Origin of the sequence: Brevibacillus reuszeri, assembly GCF_001187725.1 — a bacterium.
Classification (GTDB): domain Bacteria; phylum Bacillota; class Bacilli; order Brevibacillales; family Brevibacillaceae; genus Brevibacillus; species Brevibacillus reuszeri.
Window position 1 is genome coordinate 1,153,340 of record NZ_LGIQ01000009.1, and the last position, 25,399, is coordinate 1,178,738.

The window sequence follows — 25,399 nt, forward strand, 5'->3', positions numbered from 1 at the left end:
ATTCGTGTGACCCGTTGTGTGACCTTTGAATTACCTGCATCTCATGTCGATCGGATCCATTTTGGCTTCGATTGGCGAACAGGAGGACATTATGAATCATCGTATGAAAAGCATCATCGCCATCATTATCGGTTCTGCCATTATGGGGTTCGGAATCAATGCCTTCAACATCCCGAATCACTTGGCCGAAGGTGGAATCACAGGTATCAGCATTTTGATCAAGCTGTTGTTTCCCGCTGTGGATCAGGGTGTCGTCTTTTTCGCTCTGAACATACCGTTATTTTTTCTCGGTTGGAAGATTCTTGGAAGAACCTCGTTTTTTTACACGATTTTAGGAACCGTCTCGCTATCCGTTTTCCTCTCTGTCTTTGATGGTGTACTCCCCCTCCCGATGCAAGATCGGCTACTCGCTTCTTTATACGCAGGTGTTGCTGTCGGTGTAGGTCTCGGAATCATTTTTCGTTATGGGGGTACGACTGGTGGTGTCGACATCATTGCCCGTCTGCTGCAAAAGTATATGGGTGTCAGCATGGGACGGACGCTATTCTTAGGTGACATCCTGGTTATTGGTGCCTCTCTGTTTTATCTCAATCTGGAAAGTGCAATGTATACGCTCGTTGTTGTCTTTATTGCCGCTCGCGTGATTGACTTCTTGCAGGATGGTGCGTATGCAGGCAAAGCTTTGACGATCATCTCCAATCACGCGGAAAGCATTTCTGCACAAATTCTTGATTTGGGGCGCGGTGTGACCCTTCTCGCTGGTAAAGGTGCCTATTCTGGTGAAGACAAAAAAGTAATTTATGTTGTCGTTAGCCGCAACGAAGTGATGCGCTTTAAAAATATCGTTCAGGAAATCGATCCCCATGCCTTTGTGATCGTAAACGACGTGCACGAGGTACTCGGAGAAGGCTTCACGCTGGATGAAAATAAAAAGCCGATTCATCAGTAATTTTTCATCATGACTATCGTTTAAAACACCAAAAAACCTTGCCGCTGATTCATGGCAAGGTTTTTATCCATTTTGTTCCTTTTCAAGCAGATCGAATCTCTCCATCGTACTTCTTCCAGGCAACGTATGACAAAGCGATCAACAGTGCTATTGCCACAGACAGAACCATGACCATAGGCGAATCCGGGCGCATCATGAGTCTGGCAAATGTACTCTCCTCTGCCCCCACAAAAGCTATTTGCATCGATCCGTTCAGATCGCGCAAGGCTTCCCGTACAACCTGCCAATCCATTTTCGTGTTTCTCATTTCTTTATAAATCACATCATAGGCATTCGCCAAAGAAACCATCTGTTCTTCTGGAAGCTGAATACTCATTGCCGGTTTGATTGCCAAGAACAAGCGATAGTTTTCATCAAACTGCTCACGAAATTGAAAAAAGTTTCTTTCCACTGCCGATTGCTGCAGATTTTGCACTTGATTGGCGAGGGAAGGATAATAGCTACGCCACATCGGCTGTTGAATATGCGTAAGCGCATCAATTGCCACACGGACTTGTGTCGCATGCCAGAGCAGCTGTTGTTCACTCACGTTTGTCGATGCAAAGCTTTTTTTGGCAGCCAAAATGGACTGCGTGACAGCATTGAGGCTTTCAATTCGAATGGGTACAGGCAAGTGTTGATTCGGGAATCTATCAGCCAACTCGACAATTCTCTGCTGTGCCCCCTCCAGATCACCTTTCTTTGCGAATGTAAGCAGCTCATGTGCAATTTGATCCAGTGCAGCCAGCTGTTTCTCCTCTATCGGTTGATCCAGCTTGGAATAAAGATTGTGGATGGGCCACGATAAAAATAGACCAATCATGAGGAAAAACAATAAAAATCGGATGTTTTTCTTCAACGCAAAAAACCTCCTTCCCTTTTAAAGCGTATGGAAAGGAGGACAAGATTAGACCTTGTTTGTCGTATACTTCATATTTACCAACCAAATGACGGATATGGAAATCAAACTCAGCAGCACCGTGAACAGACCCACAATCCCATCATAAGGATCAAGCACACTCGGCAACCACGGATGGATTTTCATGACGTAATCCAAAAAGTCGTTGTTGAGTGTCCACAGAGCGGCTATACCTACAGGCAAGATACTCAGTTTGTAAAAGCGTGCATACAGGACAGATTCTACAGCCATACCTGTATGAGAGATAATCAACATTACGTCCGTAGAGCGCACTTCATTACCCATCATCCAGCCAGCCAAAATGATGCCGACTGCCCAGACACCGTATTTAAAATTGGTGATGCCAGCTAGGGCTTCCAGTACAGGAATGTGGCGACCCAACAAATAGGTAAGGAGTACCAACGTAAAAAGACCGCTACCTGTTGGGCTGTCCGGGACGAAAGGACGCAGGTACACTGGTGTTTCCGCCAATTGTGGCCCATACCAGATAAATCCGTATATGGTCCCTAACAGGTTTACAACAAGCAGTGTCCAAAGAAACCATCTTTTCCCCAATGAATGCCTAAACCACTCCCATATCCAGATCATGATTATCGTCTCCCGCTGTGTACGCCGCTAAAGAAAAAGCTGACCATTCGTCAGCTTTTTCTTCACTAGCTTATTTCAAGCTCGCCATGTAATCAGCCAGCTTTGCGATTTCTGCATCATCTTTGATCATACCGGCAGGCATTGCACCTCTACCATTTTTGATGATTTCAGCAATCTGAGTTGCATCTAATTGTGCGCCGATTTTTTGGAGGTTAGGACCCATGCCACCCTCCATGTTTTTTCCGTGGCAACCCATGCAGCTTGTCTGAGCTTTCCACAAAGCATCTGCTGTAAAGCTGGTGTCAGCTGGTGCAGGAGCTCCCGCGCTGGACCCTCCACCACCTGCTGCTCCACCTTTGTTAGCCGAATGGTTTGCGGAATGCTCATGGTCAGCTGCCCAAGTCAGATAGAAAACGCCTACAAGAGCGGTCAGCATCAAACCAGTTGCTACAGGACGTTTGCTAGGACGACGATCTTTGCTAGTATCCAACCAAGGAGCCAGCATCAAACCACCGAAAGCAATACCAGGGATAATGATTGTACCGAGGACTACCCAATCACCAGCAGCCCAAGGATATTTCAGCATTTGGTACAGGAACAGGAAGTACCAGTCAGGCAACGGAACGAAAGATGTATCGTTCGGGTTTGCTTTGTCGGTCAATGGTGACGGATGGGAAACCGTCAAAATGAGGAATCCGACCAAGCAAACTGCTGCCACCATCCACTCTTTCAACAGGAAGTTTGGCCAAAACGGCTCATTTTTTCCTGGGAAGTCGGAGTAGGATGGAGAAATGTTAGGGATACGCTTCGCCGATACTCGGGAATCTCCGACGAAGGTAGCATCTTTATCTAGTTTTGCCATGCTATTTCCTCCTTTTTATCGAAGACCGATTATAGTGGACCCGAGATACCTTGCGAACGGATCATCACAAAGTGAGCTCCCAACAGACCGAGAAGTGCGCCTGGCAGGAAGAACACGTGAATCGCGAAGAAGCGAGACAGTGTTTGTGCCCCTACGATATCCCCACCAGTGAGCAACATTTTTACGTATGGACCGATGAGCGGTACGGAGTTTGCGATCTCCAAACCTACCTTGGTCGCAAAGTAAGCGGTGTTATCCCATGGCAGCAGGTATCCTGTGAAACCAAGACCCAGCATGACAAAGAAGATCAGCATGCCGACTACCCAGTTCAACTCACGAGGTTTTTTGTATGCACCTGTGAAGAAAACACGTAACGTATGTAGGAACATCATAACGATGACCAAGCTCGCGCCCCAGTGATGCATACCGCGAACGATTACCCCGAAGGCTACTTCGTTTTGCAAGTATTTAACGGATTCATAAGCATTGATGATGTCTGGAACGTAGTACATCGTCAAGAACATGCCAGACAAGATTTGAATAACGGTAATAAAGAACGTTAGTCCACCAAAGCAGTAAACGAAAGCAGAAAAATGATGTGCCGGGTTCACGTGCTCAGGTACTTCGTGGTCGGCCAAGTCACGCCACATCGGAGTGATGTTCAAGCGCTCATCGACCCAATCATACATTTTTTGCAACATTTTAGCCGTTCACCCCCGGACGAGGATTTGCTTTTACTTTACCCAAATACAATTTTCCGTCTTTTACTTCTGCCTCGTACTCATCAAGGGATGCAGTTGGTGGCGTTCCCAAGATGTGTTCACCGTTAACTGAGTAACGGCCCATGTGGCACGGACAGAAATATTCATTTGGATGTTCTGGACTGGTATTCCAGTCAACTGTACACCCTAAATGCTTACAGATCGGGGACAGAGCAAGAATTTCACCCTTATCATTCTTGGTTACCCATGCAGACAAAGTGGATTCGGATTCATACCAACCGTCCTTGGTATGGACCTTAAATTCAACGCGCTTTGGCTCGGCACTAAACTCGTCCGGACTGCCAACAGCTACTGAATCTCCACCTGCATGTCCCTGCAGAAGTGGGTCAACCGCAAATCGAATCATTGGGGTAATCATTCCCGCAGCAAGGAACCCGCCAGTTCCCATCAGTGCGTAGTTTAAAAAAGTACGTCTGGAAATTTCGCGTTTGTCTCCCATCTCTTTTTTCCCTCCTTATCCTGAAAAATAGCGCAACGATGGCGTTTTCACACATATACACTAGGTCAATCCCAATCATAGCTAACGCCTAATTAGTTGTCAAGAATGTCCAGTAGACATGTCTTACCCCAATCCCTTATAGTGATGTGATTGTTGCCATTTTGTCAAAAATAGCAACTTGTACCTGCTGGTTTTCTATAGTATTACCAGAAAACGCTTTCTCTATTGATCACGCTTTTGCTGCCAAAGTCGAATGACTTCCTTATATAAGACATCTACTGTCACTTCAAAACGAATAGCAGAATCAAGATCTTCGTCCCCTACCGGCAAGATCAGGACCCCATTCTCCATCCCTTCTGCAAGCCGGATGCGATCTCCGCGAAAATGCAGCAATATATGGAAGCAAAAAGACTCGGGGAGTTTTTGCGCAGGCTGCTCATCAACAAATTGATAGCTGATGGGAAAAAGCAATATTCTCCCTTTTAGCTTCTGCTCAATTGCCGCTGCAACATTCAATAAATAGTTCATCCGCAATACATGCTCGTCGACCGAAAAACCGGAGCGATACAAATAAAGAGGGAGCAGCGCGGTATCTACATAGGTCCGCAACTCCTCCCAGTTTTCAAATTCGTTCATATTCCACTGCATAAGGTCGTCTCCTCTTCACCTGTAGATTCTGGAAACAAGCGTACCATGAATCCGAGGAAACAAGCAATACAGCCCTTTTTTTGACGTATAAGAATTTATAAGCGCGCCGCTTATGAATTCTGGAGCGCATGGAAACCTTCCGCTAAAACGCGGTCGCTCCTCCTTGAGATAACCTCGATAGGGGTTTTCTTACGATTACACTTTTTCGTAAGCCATAATCACTTTTAATTCGTCTGTAAGCTGCAAAAACAATTCCTTGTTTTTCACGGCCAACGCTTCATCTATTTCTTGGTACAGCACCCTTTTCCGATATTGTCTCATCTGTTCATCGATGACCATCTCAGACAATAATCCAGATACCATCTGATTGTTCGTTCCGTACGCGTTTGAATAGAAATTTGGCCACTCCATGCCCATCCCTCACTTCAATAAAATAGTCGTTTCAGTAAAACCATTATATTTGTGAAGCCAATTCTGACTCGCGTAGGTGGCTGTGTACAACCACTGCTGTTGATCGTCTTGGCCTACTCGGAGCAGTCCCAGGTGCACCATCATCTTACACACGCGGTTGATCAAAATATCAGTGGGTGAATCGTAGTAAAACTCCTTTATCCAAGCTTGCAGTGTCTCGTGCAAAGCTTGCTGGCTTACCCAGCCCCCTGATGCAATCAATGGAATAAGTTGAACCAGCATCGGCAGGTTGGGGATTGCTCTTTTGTACAATCTCATCCAAAAACGGATAAAGTCGTGGTAGAGCTGATCACTATATTGTAGCTCCAGGCATTCAACCCCTGCATCTGTGATCGCCACTCTGCCCTCTCTTTCCTCAATCCATTTATGGAAATAGCAGAAATCATACAACAGAGAAAATCGGTCAGGATACAGATCAAAATGCAGGCCGTAACCGAATCGCCATTTCTGAGGCAAAAGTGGTTCTTCTTTGACATGGAGGAATTGGAAAAGCTGCTGTTGATAACGCTTGTACATCCCACCTTCAGCGGTCAGCGGAATGGGCTCCTGCGAGAGGAAGCGTAAAAATTGCATGATGTCATCACATAGGGCTGTACCTTCATCGCGATAAGCATCTGGACTTTGGAGCACCAGTGCGTTTTTTTCCCTCCACTTCTCAAGCCATGCCTGCAAATACGGCTCGCGAATATCTAACGGGATCTGATACTGACCTACTGCTTTGCTTTTCACCGGAAAGAACCAGCCTCTCCGCATGGCTTGCGCGATGTACCGCCTTGCTTGTTCTTGTTTCTTTTCCTTTTGATTCTCCAGTGCCACTCCGGCTTTTGCGAGTAAATCCTCCAGGGACATGATCGTACGCTTGTCCAGGAACAAAAGCAGCATAAAATGCGTTTCTTCGTTTGTTAGTTGCTCGACTTCTTTTGAGATTGTCACCCTGTGTCTCAAGCTGGACAAAAGTGACGTGATCAGATCATTTTTTGAATGAGGGTTGCATTCGCATCCATAATGGTTGGCAATCTGATGGAGCTGCCGGATATCGGTATACACCAAGATCTCAGCCAAGTTCATCTGTGCATCCCTTCTTTACGATGGCTTTCTTGTATCCCTCATTCTTACCAAAAAGCGGAAAAATAAACAGGAAGCCACCTGAGTGACTTCCTGTTTGTTTGATTATCGGATGAAGTTATTTACTCTTCTTCGCTTTCCTCGTTCCACTGGTCATGCAATTGCTGATATTCCTTGGCTTCGTCATAACGCCCAGACTGAGTAAGGAGCGCAATCAGTCTGCGAATTTGATCCAGATCGAATCCGGATAAGGACACGTACTGCTTCAATGAATCAATCGCTTCTTTTGTTTTCCCCATGGAAAGATAGATATCAGCGGACAAAGGATACGCTGCCACGTATTCCTCATCAATCGCTTGCAAATTTTTCACCAGCTCCACTGCTTCATCTAAACGTCCTACATGAAACGCCATCATGGCGCTGCCAAAGAGGACCTCCGGGGATTGATCGAGAACAAGCGCCTGGCGGAACACTTGATAGGCTTGCTCAAATTGTCCGTTTTGCGCAAGGGAACGACCCTTCGTTAGCAGCAGGTCCAGGCTTTCTGCTCCTGCCATCTCCAGCATCTCCATTGCTTTGTCATCTTCCCCGATACGGAAATACAGGTTCCCTAGTGCTGCCATAATATCTTGATTATCAGGCTCTTTTTGACGCGCCTGCTCCAGATACTTCACAGCTACCTCATCCAGGTCCTGCAAAGCGTACAAATCGGCCAAAAGCAAATCCAGCTGAATGCTTTCAAAGCCTGATTCCTTGCATTCATATAAGATATGCTGTGCTGTTTCGAAATCACTGGAATCCAGCGCAATCTCAGCAAGGAGCAGCTGGCATTCACGACGCAGGGACGGTTCCATCTGTGGATTCTTTTCCATGACGTCGGTTAACAAGCTCACCGCATCGTCCAAATGCCCCAGACGATACCAGACTTCTGCCAAATACATCATGACCTCCGGCAAGTCTTTTCCGTGCTCCTGTACTTTTTGCAAAGCTGTGAGGCCTAATTCAACCTCATCGTTTTCAATCCGTTTGATTGCTTCATCTATGACATAGAGCCACTTTTTCGGCATTTCATTCACCTCATATGTATGATTGCAGCTGCAGCTCCCCTAATGAAGAGCCACAAAAGACCGTCCGTAGACGGTCTTTTTCTTTACTCTTGATCATATACCATTATGCTCGCGTTAGCCAGCTCATAGTTAAAACGGTTATCAAAATACCGAAAACACTTAGCATAATACTATAATTGGGCTTTGGCAACTCGGTAGTGCTCGGTTTGCCCTCAAGCGCCATGATGGAGGCAGTAGCATTGACAAGCGTGTCCTCTTTCGAAAGAGGGGTCGCCTCTACTACGTATGTACCATCATCTGATTGGATAGACGAGGAAATCACCTGTGCTTTCGGTGTATTCATCGCCATAACTTCCCCATTGATAACCAGGGAGTTCGCTTGGTCAGTTGTACTCGTATTGACGTACAAGGTAAACGTAAACAGCATTAACAAAAGAACAGCAACACTTGCACCAATACGTCTCATTCTGGCTGTTACGCTAAATATTTTACGCCCAATCGGAATAGCCCACTTCTCTTCAGATAAAATCCGGGCCATTACAGCGTCCACGATCGAGCGAGAAGGAGTCACCGAGTGATACTCTTCCTTATGCGTCTCCATCCACTCCCCGCTGTCCGTCCACATTTCGTAATCGGCACGACAGGCATAACATGTTGCCATATGATGGTCAACACGGCGTTGAGTCATCTCCGGCAATAGTTTATCGGCGTATTCAGGCAGAATTTCCTGAACTTCTTCACATTTCATCATCGATTCATCCCTTCAGCTTCATCCAAATGAGGGTCCAGGATGTAGGTTTCCAACTGACCTCTAATACTCTGCCGCGCTCGAAACAGCAAAGATTTCACTGAGCTCACCGTTAAATCCAAAATGGTGGCAATCTCTGTGTAATCCATCTGTTCGTACTCTCTCAGGATCAAGGCTGAGCGTTGTTTTTCTGGCAAGCTGTTAATCGCCAGTCTTACCATGCTCTCCCGTTCATTGCGTAATAAAACCTGCTCGGGCAAGTTTTTCGGGGATGCCATAGGAACCTGAAGTGTGTCGTCTAAATAGACATCAGAATTGCGACTCTTGCGCAATTCACTGAGTACCGAGTTGCGTGCAATCGTATAGAGCCAGGTTGAAAAAGTGGCTTCTACATCTCGGAAAGAATGAATGCTTTTATACGCCTTGTAAAACGTCTCCTGACAGATATCCTCAGCGATGTGCTCTAAATGTGCCTGACGCAATAAATGTGTAACAAAGGAGAGGATCTTTTTTTCGTATCGACGAATCAGTTCAGCATAGCATTCCAGATTACCTTCTTTAATCTCTCGGATAAGCTGGGAATCGGTCATGACCAGGATTACCTCCTTAGCGATTCCGATCCCTCAGCAGCCTTCGTAACATTAGACTGCCGGGGATGTAAAAAGTTGCGCTAATGTACCATTCTTTTTCTCGATATTTTCCATGAATCCTTCACGAAAAAACCCCCAATGCTGGGGTTAAATAACATATGTGTAAGGCTTAAGGTCGCGAATGCACCTGCCCATCCCAATCGTAGAGAAAAATTCGCCGTTTCGATATATCCACTTACCGTTCGACATAACAGAAGTTGGAAAAAATATTTCACTAAAATTGAGAATAGTGGAAAGATCATGCTTTGTCAACCAGTTTTCCTTTTTCAGGAAGACAATATCCGCATCTGCTCCCAGTGTCAAGCATCCTTTTCGCGGATATAAACCCAAGACTTTGGCTACATTCGTCGAAGTGAGTCGAACCAATAAACAGAGCATTTCTTCAGGTGTACACCATCTCCTGCGATAATCGAACTGAACCTCGTGCAGAGGCGCTGCCACTGGCCACATTTCGTACCAATGACGAGACATATGCCGCAGTGCTTGATCTGTCCAGTCCTTGCTCAGCCAAAAAACGTGATAAAAAGGATCATACTGCTTGGTGTCAAAAAGGAATGTGGGATCAGGAAGCACAGTTCGTATTTTCCAATACCTGGTGACATCTATCCATTTTTGAAGGATTTGATCCCGGCGATCTTTTTTCACAGATGCTTCTGGCGGTATGTGTAAATGAAAGATCGTCTTATAAGACGTATGAACTCCCGAAATCGTTTCCCAATTTAGGCTGGAAATTTCTTCTGGGCTGCGAATCGTGATATGAATCGCAGTATACCCTCTCTTTCCCCATTTGGCCACATCCTGATTTCGTAGATCCGAAGCCTTTATACCAATATGCCAGCCATAATCAATCAAGCTGTTGTAATGCTGAGTTTGCTGATAATTCATCTGAGAAGTACTCATCCAGCGATCCAGATTAAAGACATCGACAAGGCTTGTACATCCTAAACGAACCATGTTTCGGATCGCATCTATGTAAGGCTGCATCTCACGAATTTTATACAATGATTGATCAGAGAGCAACAATAATCCAGGCAAAAGATACATATCATTTGCATCTACTTCTGTAAAAGAAGCTGTTTGTGATTGCCATGTCTTGGATAAGACATCTTTGGCTATCCTTATGATTTTACCTTGCGATATCCAGACATCTGCTTGTTTTATCCCTTGCGAAGTAACAATCGACCCGCCGCGAATTACCAATCCTTGCTGTGACATAGCTCGTCCTCCTCTCGATCACTCCAATCGAGATCTACGATTAGTACGAGCTTATGCACGAGATAGGAAAAAAGTACAAAAAAAAAGACCGCCGTTGATTGTAAGCGCATTCAAACGACGGTAGCACATTTGTGCTTTATTATATTGGATAGGAGTGGAGAGAAACCATACTGTATTTTTATATTAAACGGAATGTAAGCGCTTGTCAAATCATTTTTGCTAAAAAAAGAATCCTTTACTATGTGAAAAAACCCGCAAACATTTTGCGGGTTCTCTCTTCTTACTTGCTGACCTTTTCAAGCAGTTGACCGAAGCCTGGGAACGATACATCGATCGCTTCATCATTTTCTACAACGGTTTCACCTGAAGCCGCCAGACCAGCGATTGCCATAGCCATGCCAATTCTGTGGTCACCGTGACTATCGATCGTAGCCGCTGTCAGAGGCGTCTGGCCCTCGATGATCATGCCATCGTCCGTTGGTGTTACTTTTGCACCAAACTTGGACAATTGGCTAACGACAGTTGCGATGCGATCCGTCTCCTTCACTTTCAGCTCCTCGGCATCTCGGATAACGGTCTTTCCTTTTGCCTGGGAAGCCATTACAGCAATCACCGGAATCTCATCAATGAGTCTCGGGATGAGATCTCCAGCGATTTCAATTCCATGCAGCTCGGAATGTGTGACCAATAGATCTGCCACAGGCTCTTCGTTCACGATGCGCTCATTAAGCAGTTCAAGACTTCCTCCCATCGCTTTGACCACATCAATAATTCCTGTACGGCTCGGATTGATTCCGACGTTCTCAATCAAGAGAGAGCTTCCTGGCACAACCATCACTGCCGCGATCAGAAATGCTGCCGAAGAAATATCGCCTGGCACCGAGATCGCACGACCCTGGAGCTCTTGGCCGCCTTCTACCGAAACCGTCAAGCCATCGCGCAGCACCTGCACACCAAAGGCTTGAAGCATGCGTTCTGTATGGTCACGGGACAAGTGTGGCTCAGTGACACTGGTTACTCCTTTTGCTTGCAAACCAGCCAGCAAAATCGCTGATTTCACCTGGGCACTTGCAACCGGAGATTGGTACGTGATTGCTTGCAAGTCGCCACCTCTAATCGACAGCGGGGTGAACTCGCCATCTTTGCGTCCATCAATTTTGGCTCCCATTTGACGAAGGGGACCGATTACACGACGCATCGGGCGCTTTGCGATCGATTCATCCCCCTCCATCACAACGTGGAAAGGCTGTGTCGACATGATCCCTGCCATCAGGCGGATCGTCGTGCCCGAATTCCCTACCTCAAGATGCTCAGAGGGCTCCTGTAATCCATACCAGCCTTTTCCTTGTACCGTTACTTTGTCGTCTTGTTGTTCGATTGCAATTCCCATGCTACGGAAGCAACTGATGGTGCTCAGGCAATCCGCCCCAGGAAGAAAGCCTTCAATCGTTGTCGTCCCGTTGGCAAGTGCGCCAAACATAACCGCGCGGTGTGAGATTGATTTATCTCCAGGAACACAGATCGTTCCTTCTATTTTTTGGGCTTGTCTTACGCGAAGCACAATTCCACTCCCCTTTTCCTCTTTCTAGTCATGCTGTGAAGCGTCTTCGTTGTAAAGTACGCGGGCACAACAAAGCGTTTATCGCTTGTATACATTGTAATCGAAATAACGCAGTAATTCTTCGCCTTTTTCCAATTCCTCTTGGGATTGGAACGTAATTCGCAAAGCCCCGTAGATATCCTCGCGAGTCTCCCTGATTTGCAGGTTCGTAATATTGATTTGTCTCGCTCCCAATAGAGTGGTAATTCTGCCGATTTCCCCAGGATGGTCAGGGATGTCAATGTACAAATCATTTAATGGTGGCAGTGCACCTGCTTTACGCTCAGGCAGCCCATCACGAAAATCACGCGCTGTCTTGAAAAAGTGCTCAATACCGTCCGGGTCACCCTTCTCCACGAGAGTAACTACATTTTGCAGCGCACTCGCCCAGTCATTTGCGATCTTCAAAATATGGTCGCGATTTTGCAGCAGCACATCACGCCACATCCGCGGATTACTGGATGCAATTCTTGTGATGTCTCGGAAGCCGCCCGCAGCCAGTCTGGCATGCCACGCATTTTCGTCATCGTAGCCCGCCACCAGATTTACGAGAGCAGATGCCAGTACATGCGGGAAGTGGCTAACTGCACCTACAACCTGATCATGTGTGTTGGCGTCCATGTGTACGACTTTTGCCCGTGTTAGTGAAAGCATTTCTGTCAGCCGTTCGATTTTTTCTTTGGAAGTTCCTGGAGCAGGCGTCAGCACGTAGTACGCATTTTCCATCAATCTGTCAGAAGCGGCTTCCACTCCAGATTTATGGGAGCCTGCCATTGGATGCCCGCCGATAAAAGTCACATGCTCGGGTATAACCTCCAAAGCTTGGGCAACGATATTCGACTTGGTACTTCCTACATCGGTAACAATCACATCTTCCTGCAAATCCAGCTCAGTCAGCAAATGCAGTGTCGCAAAAATTTGTTCGACCGGTGAAGCAAGAAAAATCACATTCGCTTCTCTGACCGCCGTTTGCAAATCTGTCGTTCCTGCATGGATGACTCCCAGGGTCAATGCTTTATCTAAACAATCTTGACGTACATCGTAACCGACGACCCGAATATTTGGATCACGTCGCATCGACAAAGCAATCGAACCGCCTATCAATCCGACACCGATTACGGCAATGGTGGTCTTTTTCATCTCCACTTTCTATCCTTCCTTCGTCTGCGTAGACAAAAATGCCGGGACAGATGCCCGGCATTCTTCGGGTTATTTCAATGCGCCAGCCACAATTTCTTGAAGTACGGTCAGGATCTTTTCATTTTGTTCCTTCGTACCTACCGTAATCCGTTGGTAGCCCGGGAAGCCAAGTGCGTTACCGGAGCGAACGATGATCCCTTGGCTCAGCAGCTTCTTGAACACGGCATCTGAATCCTGTTTCAGGTCAACCAGGATAAAGTTTGTTTGAGTAGGATAATACGACAGTCCCCACTCATCAAAACGATCCGTGAATTGCTTCACGCCTTCTCTGTTGCGCTCACGGCAGCTAGTGACGAACTCCTGGTCTTGCAGTGCAGCACGGGCTGCGACTTGTCCGAGTGCGCCAGTGTTGAATGGCTCGCGAACGTGTTCCAGTTGAGAAACGAGCTCCTCAGATGCAACTCCGTAACCGATACGCAGCGTTGCAAGACCATAGATTTTGGAGAAGGTACGCAATATGATCAGGTTCGGATACTCAGCAAGCATTGGAATCGTTTGTGGATACTCGGGGTCCACAACATATTCGTAGTATGCCTCATCCAAAACAACTAGCACGTTTTTTGGCACTTTTTTCAGGAATGCTTCCAGCTCGGAAGTTGTAACGATCGTACCAGACGGATTGTTCGGGTTACATACCCACACAACGCGTGTCTGCTCATTGATGGCTGCCGCCATCGCTTCCAGATCATGAACGCCATCTTTCAACGGAACTTCGATCAGCTCCGCGCCTTCGATGATCGCATTGGAGCGATATTGCGAGAACGTCTGCGATGCCATTACCGTATTTGTGCCCTCATTCAAGAAAGCGCGAGAAATCATCAACAGATTTTCGTCAGAACCGTTCCCAAAAATCAACTGGCCCGGCTTTACTTTGAGAAAATCAGCTAGGTCCCAGCGCAAATTCAGGCTTGCGCCGTCTGGATAAAGTGCCAGATTGTCCAATTGCTCGACGATAGCTGCCTTTGCCTTTGGTGAAGAGCCATAAGGATTTTCGTTGGACGCCAGCTTAATCACTTCTGTTAAACCATATTCGCGCTTAACGTCATCAATGGGTTTCCCAGGCTGATATACCGGGGCATTGAGTATGCGTTGCTTCGGTTGCATCCACGTTCACTCCAGTCACATTTTTCCCATTATTGTAGCGCACTCGCTAACTGATGTACAAAGGTTTTTATTTTTCCAACTGCCTCTGGCATCAATTCGGGGTCTTTCAATTGCTCGTTATAGCGCTCGATCTCTTGCACAATCGCGCTCCCAACGATAACACCATCCGTATGAGGCGCTACAGCCCGTACTTGTTCTGGGGTAGAAATGCCGAATCCAACTGCGGTTGGCGCATTGGTGGACGATTTCACTTTTTGCAGAAATTCCGCTAGATCGTCACGCAAGTCTGTTCGTGCTCCGGTCACACCAAGTGAGGATACACAATACAAAAATCCAGTTGCTTGCTCGCCAATTTTTTTGATGCGCGACTCTGAAGTAGGTGCAACTAACGAAATAACATGAATGCCGTATTTCTTTGCCGCTTCCACAGCCGGGCCATTTTCCTCGATCGGTAAATCCGGGATGACGACACCATCCGCTCCATGCGCCGCCAAATCTGCAAAAAAGCGCTCGATCCCGTATTGAAACACTGGATTCACGTAGGAGAACAAAACGAGTGATGCCTCAACTCCTGTTTCCCGGAGGCGTGCTACCAGCTTCAATGCATCTGAGATCGACACACGATTTTCCAAGGCACGTTGTGACGCTCGTTGAATCGTCGGACCATCTGCCAGCGGGTCCGAATACGGTACGCCAAGCTCGATGACATCGGCTCCCGCTTCAACCATCGCAGTCACAATTTGAAAAGTAGCTTCGATTGTCGGGTCACCAACCGTAATAAACGGAATGAAACGTTTGCGACTGCGATCCTCAAACAAGCGGTCAATTCGATTTGTTGCTACGGTCATGATTGGTTCCCCCCTTCGATGCGCTCTTCCAAAGCTTCCTGAATGGTCAACACATCTTTGTCTCCACGTCCTGACAAGCAAATAACGAGAATCTGCTCACTGGACATTTGCGGTGCACGCTTGACAGCTTCTGCAATAGCATGGGCACTCTCCAGCGCCGGGATGATGCCTTCGGTACGACATAACAGCTGTACTGCGTCCAATGCCTCCTGATCCGTTACAGATGTGTAGGCAACTCTACCCGTGTCTTTTAAATAAGAATGCTCTGGCCCTACTCCCGGATAATCGAGTCCAGCTGAAATAGAGTGTGCTTCCTGAACCTGTCCATGCTCATCCTGCAGCAAGTAAGTAAGCGAACCATGAATCACACCCGGGCGTCCCAGGCTAAGTGTTGCCGCATGCTTTGCAGTATCTACGCCGTGTCCGGCAGCCTCTACTCCGCGCAAAGCAACCGTCTTGTCCTGAATAAACGGATAAAACATCCCGATTGCATTACTGCCGCCTCCTACGCAAGCCACTACCTCGTCTGGGAGTCTGCCTAGCATCTGCAAGATTTGACTGCGCGTTTCTTCTCCAATGATCTTTTGAAATTCACGCACAATGTATGGATAGGGATGAGGTCCGACTACCGAACCAATCACATAAAAGGTTTCCTCCACATGAGTGACCCAGTGACGAATTGCTTCGTTCGTTGCATCCTTTAGTGTGCGAGAGCCGGATACTGCCGGAATCACCTCTGCTCCAAGCAGCTTCATCCGAAACACGTTCAGCGACTGACGGCGAATATCTTCCTCGCCCATAAACACTTTGCAGGAAAGTCCCAGCTTGGCTGCCACAGTCGCGCTGGCTACCCCATGCTGCCCCGCACCCGTTTCGGCAATAATCGATTTTTTCCCCATACGCTTCGCAAGCAAGGCTTGACCAAGAGCATTGTTCAATTTGTGGGCGCCTGTATGGTTAAGATCCTCACGCTTGAGGTAGATTCGAGCCCCTCCAAGTGCTTCTGTCAATCGCTCTGCATAAGTCAGAGGTGTTGGACGTCCCGCATACTCGCTCAGCAGCTCGTTTAGCTCCTGTACAAACGCAGGGTCACGGCGGGCGTCTTCAAATGCTTGCTCCAATGCTGCTACCGCATTCATCAATGTTTCAGGGACAAACTTTCCTCCGAACTGTCCAAAGCGACCATTTTCATCAGGCACGACACGTGTCGTTGTTTGCTGCGTGTTCATTCGCTTTCACCCTTTCCACCAATGCTTTTATTTTCAAGGCATCTTTCTCACCGTCTGTCTCCACTCCACTGGATACATCAATCATCTGTGCAGGGTAACGGTTCACGAGCTCTGCTACATTTTCCGGATTGATTCCGCCTGCGATTACGCAAGCCGCTTCGCCGCAATTTTCCTGAAGCAACGGAACCTGCTCCCATGAAAAACGCTTTCCGGTACCTCCTGCCATACTCGGATCGTACGTATCGAACAGAAAGGCAGCTACCTTTCCGGTGTATCGCTTGATTTCCATTGCTGCATCTGCCTCTCCCCCTACTGCAAGAGCTTTCCAAACAGGCAAGGAAAAACGTTCCTGGACCTCCTGGCAAAAGGAAGGGGTTTCCTGTCCGTGCAGCTGAATAACCGCAAGTGGCACCTCTCGGAGTATTTCCGACAGCTCCTCCATGCTCGGGTTCACAAACACGCCTACTGCTGGTGGATGACCCGCTACAGATTCGAGCAAAGCTTTCGCTGTCGCTGCATCTATCTGACGCTTGCTAGGTGCAAAGACGAAACCGACATAATCGACCTCCAGCTCTTTTAGAAGCGTCAAGGTTTCTGTTCGTTTAATCCCGCATATTTTGAGCTTGGTCATTTGTTCACCCCCGAGGCAGTTGCCTCTCCAACCAGGGAGAGTACAGCCTGCTCTACATTCGCCTGACGCATGAAGTGTTCTCCGACCAACACCGCCCGTGCGCCTGCCAACCTGACATTTTCAATATCAGCAGGTACGGAGATTCCACTTTCGCTTACCACGGTTATCGATTTGGGTATATCAGCGATGACCTCATGTGTTACAGCCAGATCTGTTTGGAAGGTATGGAGGTTCCGATTGTTGATGCCGAGCAGCTTAGGCTCGCCTGCTTGAAACACCATCTCGCATTCCCGTCTGTCATGTACCTCGATCAGTACATCCATCCCCAGCTCTTCCGCTGTTTGCGCGAGATGGCGCAGCTGGGCGGGCTCGAGAATTGCTGCGATTAACAGAATGCAGTCTGCACCTGCAGCACGTGCCTCCACCACCTGGATCTCGTCAATGAGAAAATCTTTTCGCAGCAACGGGCGATCGATCGCTTCATGAATACCGCGCAGATAGGACAGGCTGCCTTGGAAAAAGGTTTCATCAGTCAAAACAGAAATGCATTCCGCTTTCGCAGCTTCGTACGCTTTGGCGATAGCAATCGGATCGAAGTCTGGTCGAATCAAGCCTTTTGATGGCGAGGCTTTCTTCACTTCAGCAATCACGCTGACTGGTCGAGTACTTGTTTCCAGCGCTCGTCGAAAGCCTTTCGGAGCGGATACAGATTTTGTATCAGACAAGAGAGCAGCTACGGTCGTTGCAGCCTTTAGACGACTGATCTCCTCATGTTTTTTCTGGGCGATTTTACGAAGCATGAATCATACCTCCTGCTATTTGACGGATCTGCTCCAGCTTGCGCAATACGAGCCCGTCATCAATCAGTTCAGCTGCCCGAATGACACCCTCTCCAATCGTGCTGACACGATCAGATAAATACAGGATCGCTCCGGCATTAAGCAGGACGATATCTCGTGCTGCTCCGCGTTTTCCCGCAAAAACATCATGAATAATCGCCGCATTTTCACTCGCATCGCCGCCGCGCAGAGCCTCTTTTTCATGACGACGTAATCCAAACTCCTCGGGATCTACCTCATAGGTGTAGATCTCTCCATCCCGTAGCTCGGCGATATGACTGATTCCCGTCACAGTCAATTCATCTAGACCGTCAGAGCCCGCTACAACCAGTGCTCGGTTCACCTCTAACTCTCGGAGAACAGCAGCTACCGTAGGAAGAAGCTGTCTGTCATAAACCCCCATCAACTGATGCGTGGCGCCTGCCGGATTTGTCAGAGGACCCAAAAGATTGAAAACAGTCCGAACAGCCAATTCCTTGCGCGGTCCTGCAGCATGCTTCATCGCTTGGTGGTATAAAGGTGCGAATAGAAAGCACAGATTCGTAACGCGAAGACAATCCGCCGCATCCTCTGGCGATAGATTAACGGGCACGCCCAATGCTTCCAAAACGTCCGCGCTCCCACTTTTACTCGATACAGCCCGGTTTCCGTGCTTGGCGATCCTCACTCCGTCACTGGCTGCGACAATTGCACTCGCGGTTGAAATATTAAACGTGTTGCTGCCGTCTCCACCTGTTCCGCATGTATCGACTAACCCAGGCAGATCGACAGGAAAACGAGTCGCACGTTCTCTCATGGCACGTGCAAAGCCGATGATCTCTTCTACCTGCTCTCCCTTTAGGCGCAGACTAGCCAGAAACGCACCGATCTGTGCAGGAGTTGCCTTTCCATCCATGATCTCGCCCATTGCCTGTTCTGCGACAGCTCTGTTTAAATGAGTTCCTTTTAGAATTTGGTCCAATGCATGGGTTAGCATGGCAATTCCTCCTTCCGCGCGAATAGCTGCTCCGCCTTTTCCAAAGCAGATATCATCGCTGCTGCTTTATTGATGGTCTCCTGGTATTCGCTTGCGGGAACAGAGTCTGCCACGATACCCGCGCCCGCTTGCACATGAGCATAACCATCCTGGAAGAACAGGGTTCGGATAGTAATGCAGCTATCCAGTGAACCGTCAAACGAAATATAGCCAATCGCTCCTGCGTACAGGTGCCTTGCATCTGGCTCCAGCTCGGCAATGATCTCCATCGCTCTCAGCTTCGGAGAACCGGATACCGTGCCCGCCGGAAATGCTGACAGGAGTGCATCAAAGGCATGGAGTCCTTCCCGCAGCTTTCCTGTCACATGTGACACCATGTGCATGACGTGGGAGTAGTTTTCAATGACCAAAGCCTCTTCTACTTTTACACTGCCATAGGAGGAAACCTTGCCGACATCATTGCGTCCGAGATCGAGCAGCATGTAATGCTCTGCCCGTTCCTTGTTGTCCGCGAGCAAATCGGCTGCGAGCTCTGCATCCTCCTGTGGAGTTGCACCGCGCTTGCGTGTACCCGCTATAGGCCGCATCTCGACCTTTTCATCCTCTACACGTACCAAAAGCTCTGGAGATGTACCGACAACGGTTTCGCCTTCATACTCCAGGTAGTACATGTACGGGGAAGGATTCAGTGTACGAAGCAAGCGGTAGACAGCAAATGGATCTACATCTGTTTTCACCGAGAAGCGCTGTGAAAGCACGACTTGAAAAATATCGCCAGCCGCAATGTATTCCTTTGCCTGCTCCACCATTCGCTCATACTGCTCTCGACTCATGTTTGGTTCGACTGTAAGTGGTGCAGGTGACTCGGCAGCCACCTTTATACGACTGTCGACCTGCAGGGGAGTTGTTACCTTCGTAGCTAGCTCCTCAAGTCGTTCACAAACTAGTTTGTATTTTTCAGCAATCCGAGCTTCTGTATCTCCTGTCTCAACATGCAGATTGACAATGAGTTGGATTTCTTGTTTCAAATGGTCAAATGCAATCATCTCATCTACGAACAGGAACCGCATATCTGGTACACGCACTGCTTCTTGCCGATGAGGAGGCAAATTTTCAAAATAACGCAGGGTATTATAACCGAAAAATCCGACTGCTCCGCCACTCAACCGAGGAAAGCGCGGAAGCTTTGGACTTTTATACCGATCCGCTTCTTCGCGCAAAAAGTTTACAGGATTCCCTGTTTGGACAAATCGCTGACCGTTCCTTTTCGAAACAACGATTTCTTCCCCTTTTGCTTCCACAATTTGAAACGGGTTCATGCCGATGAATGAAAACCGCGCCCAACGAGCACCGCCCTCCACACTCTCCAAAAGGAACGAATCACTCGTGCGAAGCTTCTGATACAGACGAATAGGTGTTTCCTGGTCAGCCAACAAGGTCATGCTCACAGGGATCATTGAATACGATGCCGAAAGGGACTGCACTTCGGCCAGGGAGGGGAAATACATGGACTCTCATCTCCTTTTTAGTGGGAGTGAAAAGGGAATTGAAGCTAACCTTTTCTCTACCCGCTTTTTAGAGCGAGAGGTAGGGGGAGAAAAATATTTACGAAAACCTCAATCGAGGTGTCCACATGCAGGAGCGTCCAGATATTGACTAAATAAAAACATGCTCCAGAATTTACAGACGATTGCCCATAAATTCTTCCACGTAGAAAAATCCAGAACGGACCTGGATTGGGTAGTTGTATGTACCCAGCTTACCTCTTCTCTCCTCAACCTAACTCATCTCTACTCTGCTCTACTTACTCTGCTCTCAGCCGGAATCTGCTTAAAACCGGTAAACGAGGCGCTCTCGTTTCACTTATGGTAAAAGAGAGCGCCTCGAATGTCAACTGTGATTTGTCAAATCTGGACGAAGCTTAACGGCTTCACGCAGAAAAACGTGGTGAATTTCTTTTGCTGTCTTGTCTGTATTTACGTGCATCATGACACGTACACACAGAGGCAGCCCGCCTGGTACAGCAATTTCTTGTGCACACATCAATGGTACAAACGCCCAGGCTTCCCCTTCGATCATACGCGCCGCTTGTGCTGGAAATGTTGCACACAAATCTGGTGTGGTCGTAATGATAATGCTTCCGATGTCTTCCGGGTTCACTTCATTGCGTCCTACCATTTCTTCAATCAGCCATTTTGTTGATGATACAATTTCCTCACGCGTATCGGCTTCTACCGTTACGGCGCCTCGAATCCCTCGCACTCCCATGGTTACGCCTCCACTTCTTCTCTCATTACATCCAATATCAGATGTTCATCAATATCTTTTACTACCTCTACTTGTCCAATCGCACTTGGCAAAACAAGGTTTAGCTTGCCGCCAATCGTCTTTTTATCCCGCTTCATTACATCCAATACGGCTTCTGGTGCAAGCTCACCCGGCCAAGAGGTAGGTAGATGATAGAGACGAAGAATCTCTTTCGTTCGTTCGTAAATTCCTTTTTCCGCAAAGCCGATGCGCTCAGCAACCTTTGCCGCCAAGCACATGCCAATCGCAATCGCTTCACCGTGATTCAGTGCCGAGTATTGCGACAACGCCTCGAAAGCGTGTCCAAAGGTATGGCCTAAATTAAGCAACGCTCGTTTTCCCTGCTCAGTCTCATCCTCTGAAACAATCTCTGCCTTCACAGCACAGCCACGTTGAATCGCTTTCGCTAACAATTCTGAATCAAGCTCCCACAGCTCTTGTGCATTCACTTCCAGCCAATCTACAAAAGACTCATCTGCAATGAGTCCATGCTTGACGACCTCTGCAAATCCCGCTGCCACTTCGCGCTTTGGCAATGTTTGAAGCGCTGCGGTATCGTAAATAACCACTCGTGGCTGATGAAAGGCACCAATCAAATTTTTCCCAAGCGGGTGATTGATCGCTACCTTACCACCAACTGAGCTGTCATGTGCAAGCAGGGTTGTAGGCAGTTGGACAAAATCAATGCCACGCATATACGTAGCAGCTACGAAACCAGCCAAATCTCCGACGACGCCACCGCCAAGCGCCAGGATGGCAGATTTTCGATCCAGACCCGCTTCAATCGCTTCCGTCATGATCCGTTCGTAAACAGCCAGGCTCTTGGACTGCTCTCCTGCAGCAATGACGCTTGCCGAGGCCTTGTAGCCTGCAGCCCTCAGGACATCACGCAGTAATGACAAATAGCGAACAGCTACGTGCTCGTCTGTCACAATTAGCAGGTTGCTAGAAGAGGAAATGCCAGCCTCTTGCAGCAGGTTTGGTACTTGCTGCAAAAGGCCATTCCCAATCACAATCGGATAAGAGCGCTCTCCCAGTTCGACAGTCAGGCTCTGGGTACTCATTAGTATTTCACCGTATACTCACGGTATTGGCGTACATTTTCCAACATGTCATCCATCGAGTCACACGGGAATTTTTCACACATGGCGCTTGCGATTTCCCAAGCGACTACTGCTTCCGCTACGACGCTAGCAGCTGGTACAGCACAGCTGTCGGAACGCTCGATGCTGGCAGAGAACGCCTCTTTGGAATCGATATCTACGCTCATGAGTGGTTTGTAGAGGGTAGGAATTGGCTTCATGACACCGCGAACCACAACGGGCATTCCTGTAGTCATACCGCCTTCCAGTCCACCCGCACGATTTGATTTGCGGCTGTAGCCTGTTTCTTCGTTCCAAATAATTTCATCGTGCAGCTTGGAGCCTGGCAATCCTGCTGCTTCAAAGCCGACTCCGATTTCTACACCTTTGAAAGCCTGAATGCTCATAACTGCCCCGGCCAGACGTCCATCCAGCTTGCGATCCCACTGAACATGGCTGCCAAGTCCAATCGGAACTCCTTCTACGATAACCTCGACGATACCACCCAAGGAATCTCCATCTTCCTTTGCCTTGTCAATGGCAGCCATCATCAAAGGCTCTGCTTCTTTATCCAGACAACGAACGGGCGATTCCTCCGTACGTGCAATCAATTCGTCCAGTGTAACGTCTTGACGCTTTGCAACAATATCGTTGATTTGCAGTACTTGTCCGCCCACGCGGATGCCAAAGGCTGCCAGCAATTGACGTGCCACGGCGCCTACAGCTACACGGACCGTTGTCTCACGCGCGCTGGAACGTTCCAGAATATTTCGCATATCGCGCTGGTGATACTTAATCGCACCATTCAAATCAGCATGTCCAGGGCGAGGACGAGATACGCGTCTTTTTTCTTCTGCACCCTCGACCGGTTCTGCACTCATAATTCCTTGCCAGTGTGTCCAATCTTTATTTTCAACGACCAGCGTGATTGGTGCTCCTGTGGTATATCCATGACGTACACCAGAAACGATCTTCACCTGATCCTTTTCAATTTGCATTCTTCTTCCACGGCCATGTCCTTTTTGGCGGCGTGCCAATTGCTCGTTTATCGCCTCAATGGAAATAGGCAAGTTACTCGGTACGCCTTCGATGATCGCTGTCAATTGAGGCCCGTGAGACTCCCCTGCTGTCAAGTAACGCATCTCTTTCCTTCCTCCATCCTCCAAGGCAGCTTTATCCCCTATTTTGGTTTAAAAAGGGTCGCTGTCCTTTATCACTTTTAAGCGCTATAATATCATACCTGTACCTCGGTGGAAATACAAAAGTGGCAAAACCAACGGAAATCCTTATATCTGACATAAGAAAACCTCTATCAAGGCCACCTCAGGGAGGAGCGACCGCGTTTAGCAGAATGTTTTACCGTAGTTATGCCGGATGCGTACGCTGAGGCACCTTGTCATGCGCTCCGGAAATTATAAGCTCCACGCTTATAATTTCCTATACGTTGAAAAACGCCCCTCCGGTTGGAGAAGCGCTTGGCTATTACATGGCGCTCATGAAAAGCGGTCCACCACCAAAAACGGATTGGAGCTGATCGGTTGACGGAGGTGGTCTACACGCATTAAATCGTCTAATTGCGTCTTTTCCGCTCCCAGGATTTGTCCACACTCTTGAAGTGTAATCAGACCTCGACGATACGCTTCGATGACCTTGTGCTTATCCATCTGCTGCCTCCCCTGCAAGTAGGTATTCCTAGTCTTGGGAAAAATGAGCAGAGATATACTTCAGCACTGGTGAATTATCCCATTTTTCGATAAAAAAACGTATCTTCTGCCTCTAGCTGATATTGCTGGGGCTGGAAGATTTGCTCCGTGCTGCCAACAAACAAGACCCCACCTGGTTTTAGTGCACGACTGAATTTGTGATACAGCTCATGCTTTGCTTCCTCTGTGAAGTAAATCATGACGTTTCGACAAATGATAAGGTCGAATTGGGTATCAAACGTATCAGCGAGCAAATTATGCTTTTTAAATGTAATGCGCTTCTTTACTTCTTCTGAAATCCGATAGCTGAGTGTATCTTTGGCAAAATACTTGGATATTAGCTCTTTCGGACAATCCTGCAGGGAACGGTCTGTGTAAACGCCTTGCTTTGCCTTGGACAGGGCACCTTCATCAATGTCCGAAGCCAAGATGGTCGCCTCCAGCTTTTTCCGAAGCAGGATCAGAGATAGCGTATACGGTTCTTCCCCTGTTGAACAGGCTGCACTCCAGCATTTGACACGCCCTGACTGTTTGGCTAGCCGAGGCAATATTTTATTTTCAAGCACATCCCACCTACCTGGATTGCGGAAAAATTCCGATACGTTGATCGTCATCCGATCCAGAAACTCATAGAACAGTTCCTTGTCCTTGGAAATGGCATCAAAATAATGAGTAAACGTGGCATATCCCCGTTTCATTCGTAGCGAGGTAAGACGACGCTTCATTTGCGCTTCTTTGTAGAGGGCAAGATCGATTCCGGTCATTTTTTTAACATTCGCTATAAATTGGAGAAAGTCCTTATCTTCCATGAGAGCTGTACCCCCTTTTTGCAATTACACTTCTACTTGATTCGCCATTATTTGCGCAAAATCCTATCAGAACTACCGGAGATTTTGACGAAAAAAAGAAAAAAACCCCAAAAAAGGGGTTTTTTTGTCCTGACGAATTAGATCCAGCGTTGGATTGTTTTTTCGAAGGAAAGTACTTCTTCTGCAGAGAACCACAGACCGATTTCACGCTCAGCACTTTCAGGGGAGTCAGAACCGTGGATGATGTTCATACCAACGGAAGTAGCGAAATCGCCACGGATTGTTCCGGAAGCTGCATCAACTGGGTTGGTTTTGCCCATCATAGCGCGAGCAGTTGTGATTACGTTGTTACCTTGCCATACCATAGCAAATACTGGGCCGGATGTGATGAAGTCTACCAGTTCACCAAAGAAAGGACGCTCTTTGTGCTCTGCATAATGCTCTTCAGCCAGTTCGCGGCTAACAGTCATCAGCTTCGCGCCTACGAGTTGGTATCCTTTTTTCTCAAAACGGGAAACGATCTCCCCGATCAGGTTGCGTTGTACGCCATCTGGTTTTACCATAAGGAATGTTTTTTCCATTGTAAGTATGCCTCCATTAGAGCTATGTATTGGTGTATATGACACCAC

The 25,399-nt window shown here is 47.8% G+C and carries 28 protein-coding genes; 1 reads left to right on the forward strand and 27 read right to left on the reverse strand.

The features are described 5' to 3' along the window. The first annotated feature begins 91 nt into the window (after window positions 1–91). Complete coding sequence (locus ADS79_RS19710) at window positions 92–949, forward strand: YitT family protein (protein WP_049740088.1); 858 nt, start codon at window positions 92–94, stop codon at window positions 947–949. An 82-nt stretch (window positions 950–1,031) separates the two neighbouring features. Here the strand turns inward: ADS79_RS19710 and ADS79_RS19715 are convergent, their stop codons facing one another. The 27 genes from ADS79_RS19715 to ndk form a co-directional block, all read right to left on the reverse strand. Beyond that, entirely contained in the window at window positions 1,032–1,847 is an 816-nt protein-coding gene (locus ADS79_RS19715; RefSeq protein WP_049740089.1) for a sporulation protein YpjB, read from the reverse strand. A 48-nt stretch (window positions 1,848–1,895) separates the two neighbouring features. Then, the gene (locus ADS79_RS19720) at window positions 1,896–2,495 is read right to left on the reverse strand and encodes a DUF1405 domain-containing protein (RefSeq protein WP_049740090.1); all 600 of its coding nucleotides are present in this window, start codon (window positions 2,493–2,495) and stop codon (window positions 1,896–1,898) included. A 70-nt stretch (window positions 2,496–2,565) separates the two neighbouring features. Then, the gene (locus tag ADS79_RS19725) at window positions 2,566–3,357 is read right to left on the reverse strand and encodes a menaquinol-cytochrome c reductase cytochrome b/c subunit (RefSeq protein WP_049740091.1); all 792 of its coding nucleotides are present in this window, start codon (window positions 3,355–3,357) and stop codon (window positions 2,566–2,568) included. Between the two features lie 29 nt (window positions 3,358–3,386). Continuing rightward, window positions 3,387–4,058 (reverse strand): menaquinol-cytochrome c reductase cytochrome b subunit, encoded by a 672-nt coding sequence (qcrB, locus tag ADS79_RS19730; RefSeq protein WP_049740092.1) that lies wholly within the window; start codon window positions 4,056–4,058, stop codon window positions 3,387–3,389. 1 nt (window position 4,059) lies between these two features. Then, entirely contained in the window at window positions 4,060–4,578 is a 519-nt protein-coding gene (locus ADS79_RS19735; protein ID WP_049740093.1) for a Rieske (2Fe-2S) protein, read from the reverse strand. A gap of 222 nt (window positions 4,579–4,800) precedes the next feature. Beyond that, window positions 4,801–5,226: a DUF2487 family protein gene (locus tag ADS79_RS19740; protein ID WP_049740094.1), complete on the reverse strand. Its 426-nt coding sequence runs from the start codon at window positions 5,224–5,226 to the stop codon at window positions 4,801–4,803. A gap of 195 nt (window positions 5,227–5,421) precedes the next feature. Then, window positions 5,422–5,637, reverse strand: a complete 216-nt coding sequence (locus ADS79_RS19745) for an IDEAL domain-containing protein (protein ID WP_049740095.1) — start codon at window positions 5,635–5,637, stop codon at window positions 5,422–5,424. 9 nt (window positions 5,638–5,646) lie between these two features. Continuing rightward, on the reverse strand, window positions 5,647–6,765 hold the full coding sequence (locus tag ADS79_RS19750) for a hypothetical protein (protein WP_049740096.1): 1,119 nt from the start codon (window positions 6,763–6,765) through the stop codon (window positions 5,647–5,649). A gap of 119 nt (window positions 6,766–6,884) precedes the next feature. Further along, window positions 6,885–7,829, reverse strand: coding sequence for a tetratricopeptide repeat protein (locus ADS79_RS19755; protein ID WP_049740097.1), 945 nt, complete (start codon window positions 7,827–7,829; stop codon window positions 6,885–6,887). Between the two features lie 103 nt (window positions 7,830–7,932). Further along, window positions 7,933–8,580, reverse strand: coding sequence for a zf-HC2 domain-containing protein (locus ADS79_RS19760; protein WP_049740098.1), 648 nt, complete (start codon window positions 8,578–8,580; stop codon window positions 7,933–7,935). After that, window positions 8,577–9,167, reverse strand: a complete 591-nt coding sequence (locus tag ADS79_RS19765; RefSeq protein WP_049740099.1) for an RNA polymerase sigma factor — start codon at window positions 9,165–9,167, stop codon at window positions 8,577–8,579. Before ADS79_RS19765 ends, ADS79_RS19760 begins: the two co-directional genes overlap by 4 nt. 147 nt (window positions 9,168–9,314) lie before the next feature. Further along, window positions 9,315–10,442 carry an amidohydrolase family protein gene (locus ADS79_RS19770; protein ID WP_049740100.1) on the reverse strand — a complete coding sequence of 376 codons (1,128 nt, stop codon included), beginning with the start codon at window positions 10,440–10,442 and terminating at the stop codon, window positions 9,315–9,317. A 280-nt stretch (window positions 10,443–10,722) separates the two neighbouring features. Then, the gene (gene aroA / locus ADS79_RS19775; RefSeq protein ID WP_049740101.1) at window positions 10,723–12,003 is read right to left on the reverse strand and encodes a 3-phosphoshikimate 1-carboxyvinyltransferase; all 1,281 of its coding nucleotides are present in this window, start codon (window positions 12,001–12,003) and stop codon (window positions 10,723–10,725) included. 78 nt (window positions 12,004–12,081) lie between these two features. After that, window positions 12,082–13,182, reverse strand: coding sequence for a prephenate dehydrogenase (locus tag ADS79_RS19780; RefSeq protein ID WP_049741073.1), 1,101 nt, complete (start codon window positions 13,180–13,182; stop codon window positions 12,082–12,084). Window positions 13,183–13,251: 69 nt separating this feature from the next. Next, window positions 13,252–14,346, reverse strand: coding sequence for a histidinol-phosphate transaminase (gene hisC / locus ADS79_RS19785; RefSeq protein WP_049740102.1), 1,095 nt, complete (start codon window positions 14,344–14,346; stop codon window positions 13,252–13,254). 29 nt (window positions 14,347–14,375) lie between these two features. After that, on the reverse strand, window positions 14,376–15,194 hold the full coding sequence (gene trpA, locus ADS79_RS19790; RefSeq protein WP_049740103.1) for a tryptophan synthase subunit alpha: 819 nt from the start codon (window positions 15,192–15,194) through the stop codon (window positions 14,376–14,378). Beyond that, on the reverse strand, window positions 15,191–16,423 hold the full coding sequence (gene trpB, locus ADS79_RS19795) for a tryptophan synthase subunit beta (RefSeq protein WP_049740104.1): 1,233 nt from the start codon (window positions 16,421–16,423) through the stop codon (window positions 15,191–15,193). The genes trpA and trpB overlap by 4 nt, the downstream gene beginning before the upstream one ends. Further along, window positions 16,386–17,054 carry a phosphoribosylanthranilate isomerase gene (locus ADS79_RS19800; protein ID WP_049740105.1) on the reverse strand — a complete coding sequence of 223 codons (669 nt, stop codon included), beginning with the start codon at window positions 17,052–17,054 and terminating at the stop codon, window positions 16,386–16,388. Before ADS79_RS19800 ends, trpB begins: the two co-directional genes overlap by 38 nt. Then, window positions 17,051–17,854 carry an indole-3-glycerol phosphate synthase TrpC gene (gene trpC, locus ADS79_RS19805; RefSeq protein ID WP_049740106.1) on the reverse strand — a complete coding sequence of 268 codons (804 nt, stop codon included), beginning with the start codon at window positions 17,852–17,854 and terminating at the stop codon, window positions 17,051–17,053. The genes ADS79_RS19800 and trpC overlap by 4 nt, the downstream gene beginning before the upstream one ends. Beyond that, on the reverse strand, window positions 17,844–18,869 hold the full coding sequence (gene trpD, locus ADS79_RS19810) for an anthranilate phosphoribosyltransferase (protein ID WP_049740107.1): 1,026 nt from the start codon (window positions 18,867–18,869) through the stop codon (window positions 17,844–17,846). The genes trpC and trpD overlap by 11 nt, the downstream gene beginning before the upstream one ends. Further along, the gene (gene trpE / locus ADS79_RS19815; protein WP_049740108.1) at window positions 18,863–20,377 is read right to left on the reverse strand and encodes an anthranilate synthase component I; all 1,515 of its coding nucleotides are present in this window, start codon (window positions 20,375–20,377) and stop codon (window positions 18,863–18,865) included. Before trpE ends, trpD begins: the two co-directional genes overlap by 7 nt. 382 nt (window positions 20,378–20,759) lie before the next feature. Further along, entirely contained in the window at window positions 20,760–21,137 is a 378-nt protein-coding gene (gene aroH / locus ADS79_RS19820) for a chorismate mutase (RefSeq protein WP_049740109.1), read from the reverse strand. Between the two features lie 2 nt (window positions 21,138–21,139). Beyond that, window positions 21,140–22,240, reverse strand: coding sequence for a 3-dehydroquinate synthase (gene aroB / locus ADS79_RS19825; RefSeq protein WP_049740110.1), 1,101 nt, complete (start codon window positions 22,238–22,240; stop codon window positions 21,140–21,142). Then, the gene (gene aroC / locus ADS79_RS19830) at window positions 22,240–23,400 is read right to left on the reverse strand and encodes a chorismate synthase (protein WP_049740111.1); all 1,161 of its coding nucleotides are present in this window, start codon (window positions 23,398–23,400) and stop codon (window positions 22,240–22,242) included. Before aroC ends, aroB begins: the two co-directional genes overlap by 1 nt. 351 nt (window positions 23,401–23,751) lie before the next feature. Continuing rightward, complete coding sequence (locus ADS79_RS35715; protein WP_162839542.1) at window positions 23,752–23,922, reverse strand: hypothetical protein; 171 nt, start codon at window positions 23,920–23,922, stop codon at window positions 23,752–23,754. 74 nt (window positions 23,923–23,996) lie between these two features. Beyond that, window positions 23,997–24,770 carry a CheR family methyltransferase gene (locus ADS79_RS19835; RefSeq protein WP_049740112.1) on the reverse strand — a complete coding sequence of 258 codons (774 nt, stop codon included), beginning with the start codon at window positions 24,768–24,770 and terminating at the stop codon, window positions 23,997–23,999. A gap of 137 nt (window positions 24,771–24,907) precedes the next feature. Then, window positions 24,908–25,351, reverse strand: coding sequence for a nucleoside-diphosphate kinase (ndk, locus tag ADS79_RS19840; RefSeq protein ID WP_007716560.1), 444 nt, complete (start codon window positions 25,349–25,351; stop codon window positions 24,908–24,910). Window positions 25,352–25,399: the final 48 nt, after the last annotated feature.

What these genes read in the sequence shown, in the direction of transcription:
- ADS79_RS19710 (WP_049740088.1), top strand. Translation starts at nt 92, where the DNA reads ATGAATCATCGTATGAAAAGCATCATCGCCATCATTATCGGTTCTGCC.
- ADS79_RS19720 (WP_049740090.1), bottom strand. Translation starts at nt 2,495, where the DNA reads ATGATCTGGATATGGGAGTGGTTTAGGCATTCATTGGGGAAAAGATGG.
- ADS79_RS19725 (WP_049740091.1), bottom strand. Translation starts at nt 3,357, where the DNA reads ATGGCAAAACTAGATAAAGATGCTACCTTCGTCGGAGATTCCCGAGTA.
- qcrB (WP_049740092.1), bottom strand. Translation starts at nt 4,058, where the DNA reads ATGTTGCAAAAAATGTATGATTGGGTCGATGAGCGCTTGAACATCACT.
- ADS79_RS19735 (WP_049740093.1), bottom strand. Translation starts at nt 4,578, where the DNA reads ATGGGAGACAAACGCGAAATTTCCAGACGTACTTTTTTAAACTACGCA.
- ADS79_RS19740 (WP_049740094.1), bottom strand. Translation starts at nt 5,226, where the DNA reads ATGCAGTGGAATATGAACGAATTTGAAAACTGGGAGGAGTTGCGGACC.
- ADS79_RS19745 (WP_049740095.1), bottom strand. Translation starts at nt 5,637, where the DNA reads ATGGAGTGGCCAAATTTCTATTCAAACGCGTACGGAACGAACAATCAG.
- ADS79_RS19750 (WP_049740096.1), bottom strand. Translation starts at nt 6,765, where the DNA reads ATGAACTTGGCTGAGATCTTGGTGTATACCGATATCCGGCAGCTCCAT.
- ADS79_RS19755 (WP_049740097.1), bottom strand. Translation starts at nt 7,829, where the DNA reads ATGCCGAAAAAGTGGCTCTATGTCATAGATGAAGCAATCAAACGGATT.
- ADS79_RS19760 (WP_049740098.1), bottom strand. Translation starts at nt 8,580, where the DNA reads ATGATGAAATGTGAAGAAGTTCAGGAAATTCTGCCTGAATACGCCGAT.
- ADS79_RS19765 (WP_049740099.1), bottom strand. Translation starts at nt 9,167, where the DNA reads ATGACCGATTCCCAGCTTATCCGAGAGATTAAAGAAGGTAATCTGGAA.
- ADS79_RS19770 (WP_049740100.1), bottom strand. Translation starts at nt 10,442, where the DNA reads ATGTCACAGCAAGGATTGGTAATTCGCGGCGGGTCGATTGTTACTTCG.
- ADS79_RS19780 (WP_049741073.1), bottom strand. Translation starts at nt 13,182, where the DNA reads ATGAAAAAGACCACCATTGCCGTAATCGGTGTCGGATTGATAGGCGGT.
- hisC (WP_049740102.1), bottom strand. Translation starts at nt 14,346, where the DNA reads ATGCAACCGAAGCAACGCATACTCAATGCCCCGGTATATCAGCCTGGG.
- trpA (WP_049740103.1), bottom strand. Translation starts at nt 15,194, where the DNA reads ATGACCGTAGCAACAAATCGAATTGACCGCTTGTTTGAGGATCGCAGT.
- trpB (WP_049740104.1), bottom strand. Translation starts at nt 16,423, where the DNA reads ATGAACACGCAGCAAACAACGACACGTGTCGTGCCTGATGAAAATGGT.
- ADS79_RS19800 (WP_049740105.1), bottom strand. Translation starts at nt 17,054, where the DNA reads ATGACCAAGCTCAAAATATGCGGGATTAAACGAACAGAAACCTTGACG.
- trpC (WP_049740106.1), bottom strand. Translation starts at nt 17,854, where the DNA reads ATGCTTCGTAAAATCGCCCAGAAAAAACATGAGGAGATCAGTCGTCTA.
- trpD (WP_049740107.1), bottom strand. Translation starts at nt 18,869, where the DNA reads ATGCTAACCCATGCATTGGACCAAATTCTAAAAGGAACTCATTTAAAC.
- trpE (WP_049740108.1), bottom strand. Translation starts at nt 20,377, where the DNA reads ATGTATTTCCCCTCCCTGGCCGAAGTGCAGTCCCTTTCGGCATCGTAT.
- aroH (WP_049740109.1), bottom strand. Translation starts at nt 21,137, where the DNA reads ATGGGAGTGCGAGGGATTCGAGGCGCCGTAACGGTAGAAGCCGATACG.
- aroB (WP_049740110.1), bottom strand. Translation starts at nt 22,240, where the DNA reads ATGAGTACCCAGAGCCTGACTGTCGAACTGGGAGAGCGCTCTTATCCG.
- aroC (WP_049740111.1), bottom strand. Translation starts at nt 23,400, where the DNA reads ATGCGTTACTTGACAGCAGGGGAGTCTCACGGGCCTCAATTGACAGCG.
- ADS79_RS35715 (WP_162839542.1), bottom strand. Translation starts at nt 23,922, where the DNA reads ATGGATAAGCACAAGGTCATCGAAGCGTATCGTCGAGGTCTGATTACA.
- ADS79_RS19835 (WP_049740112.1), bottom strand. Translation starts at nt 24,770, where the DNA reads ATGGAAGATAAGGACTTTCTCCAATTTATAGCGAATGTTAAAAAAATG.
- ndk (WP_007716560.1), bottom strand. Translation starts at nt 25,351, where the DNA reads ATGGAAAAAACATTCCTTATGGTAAAACCAGATGGCGTACAACGCAAC.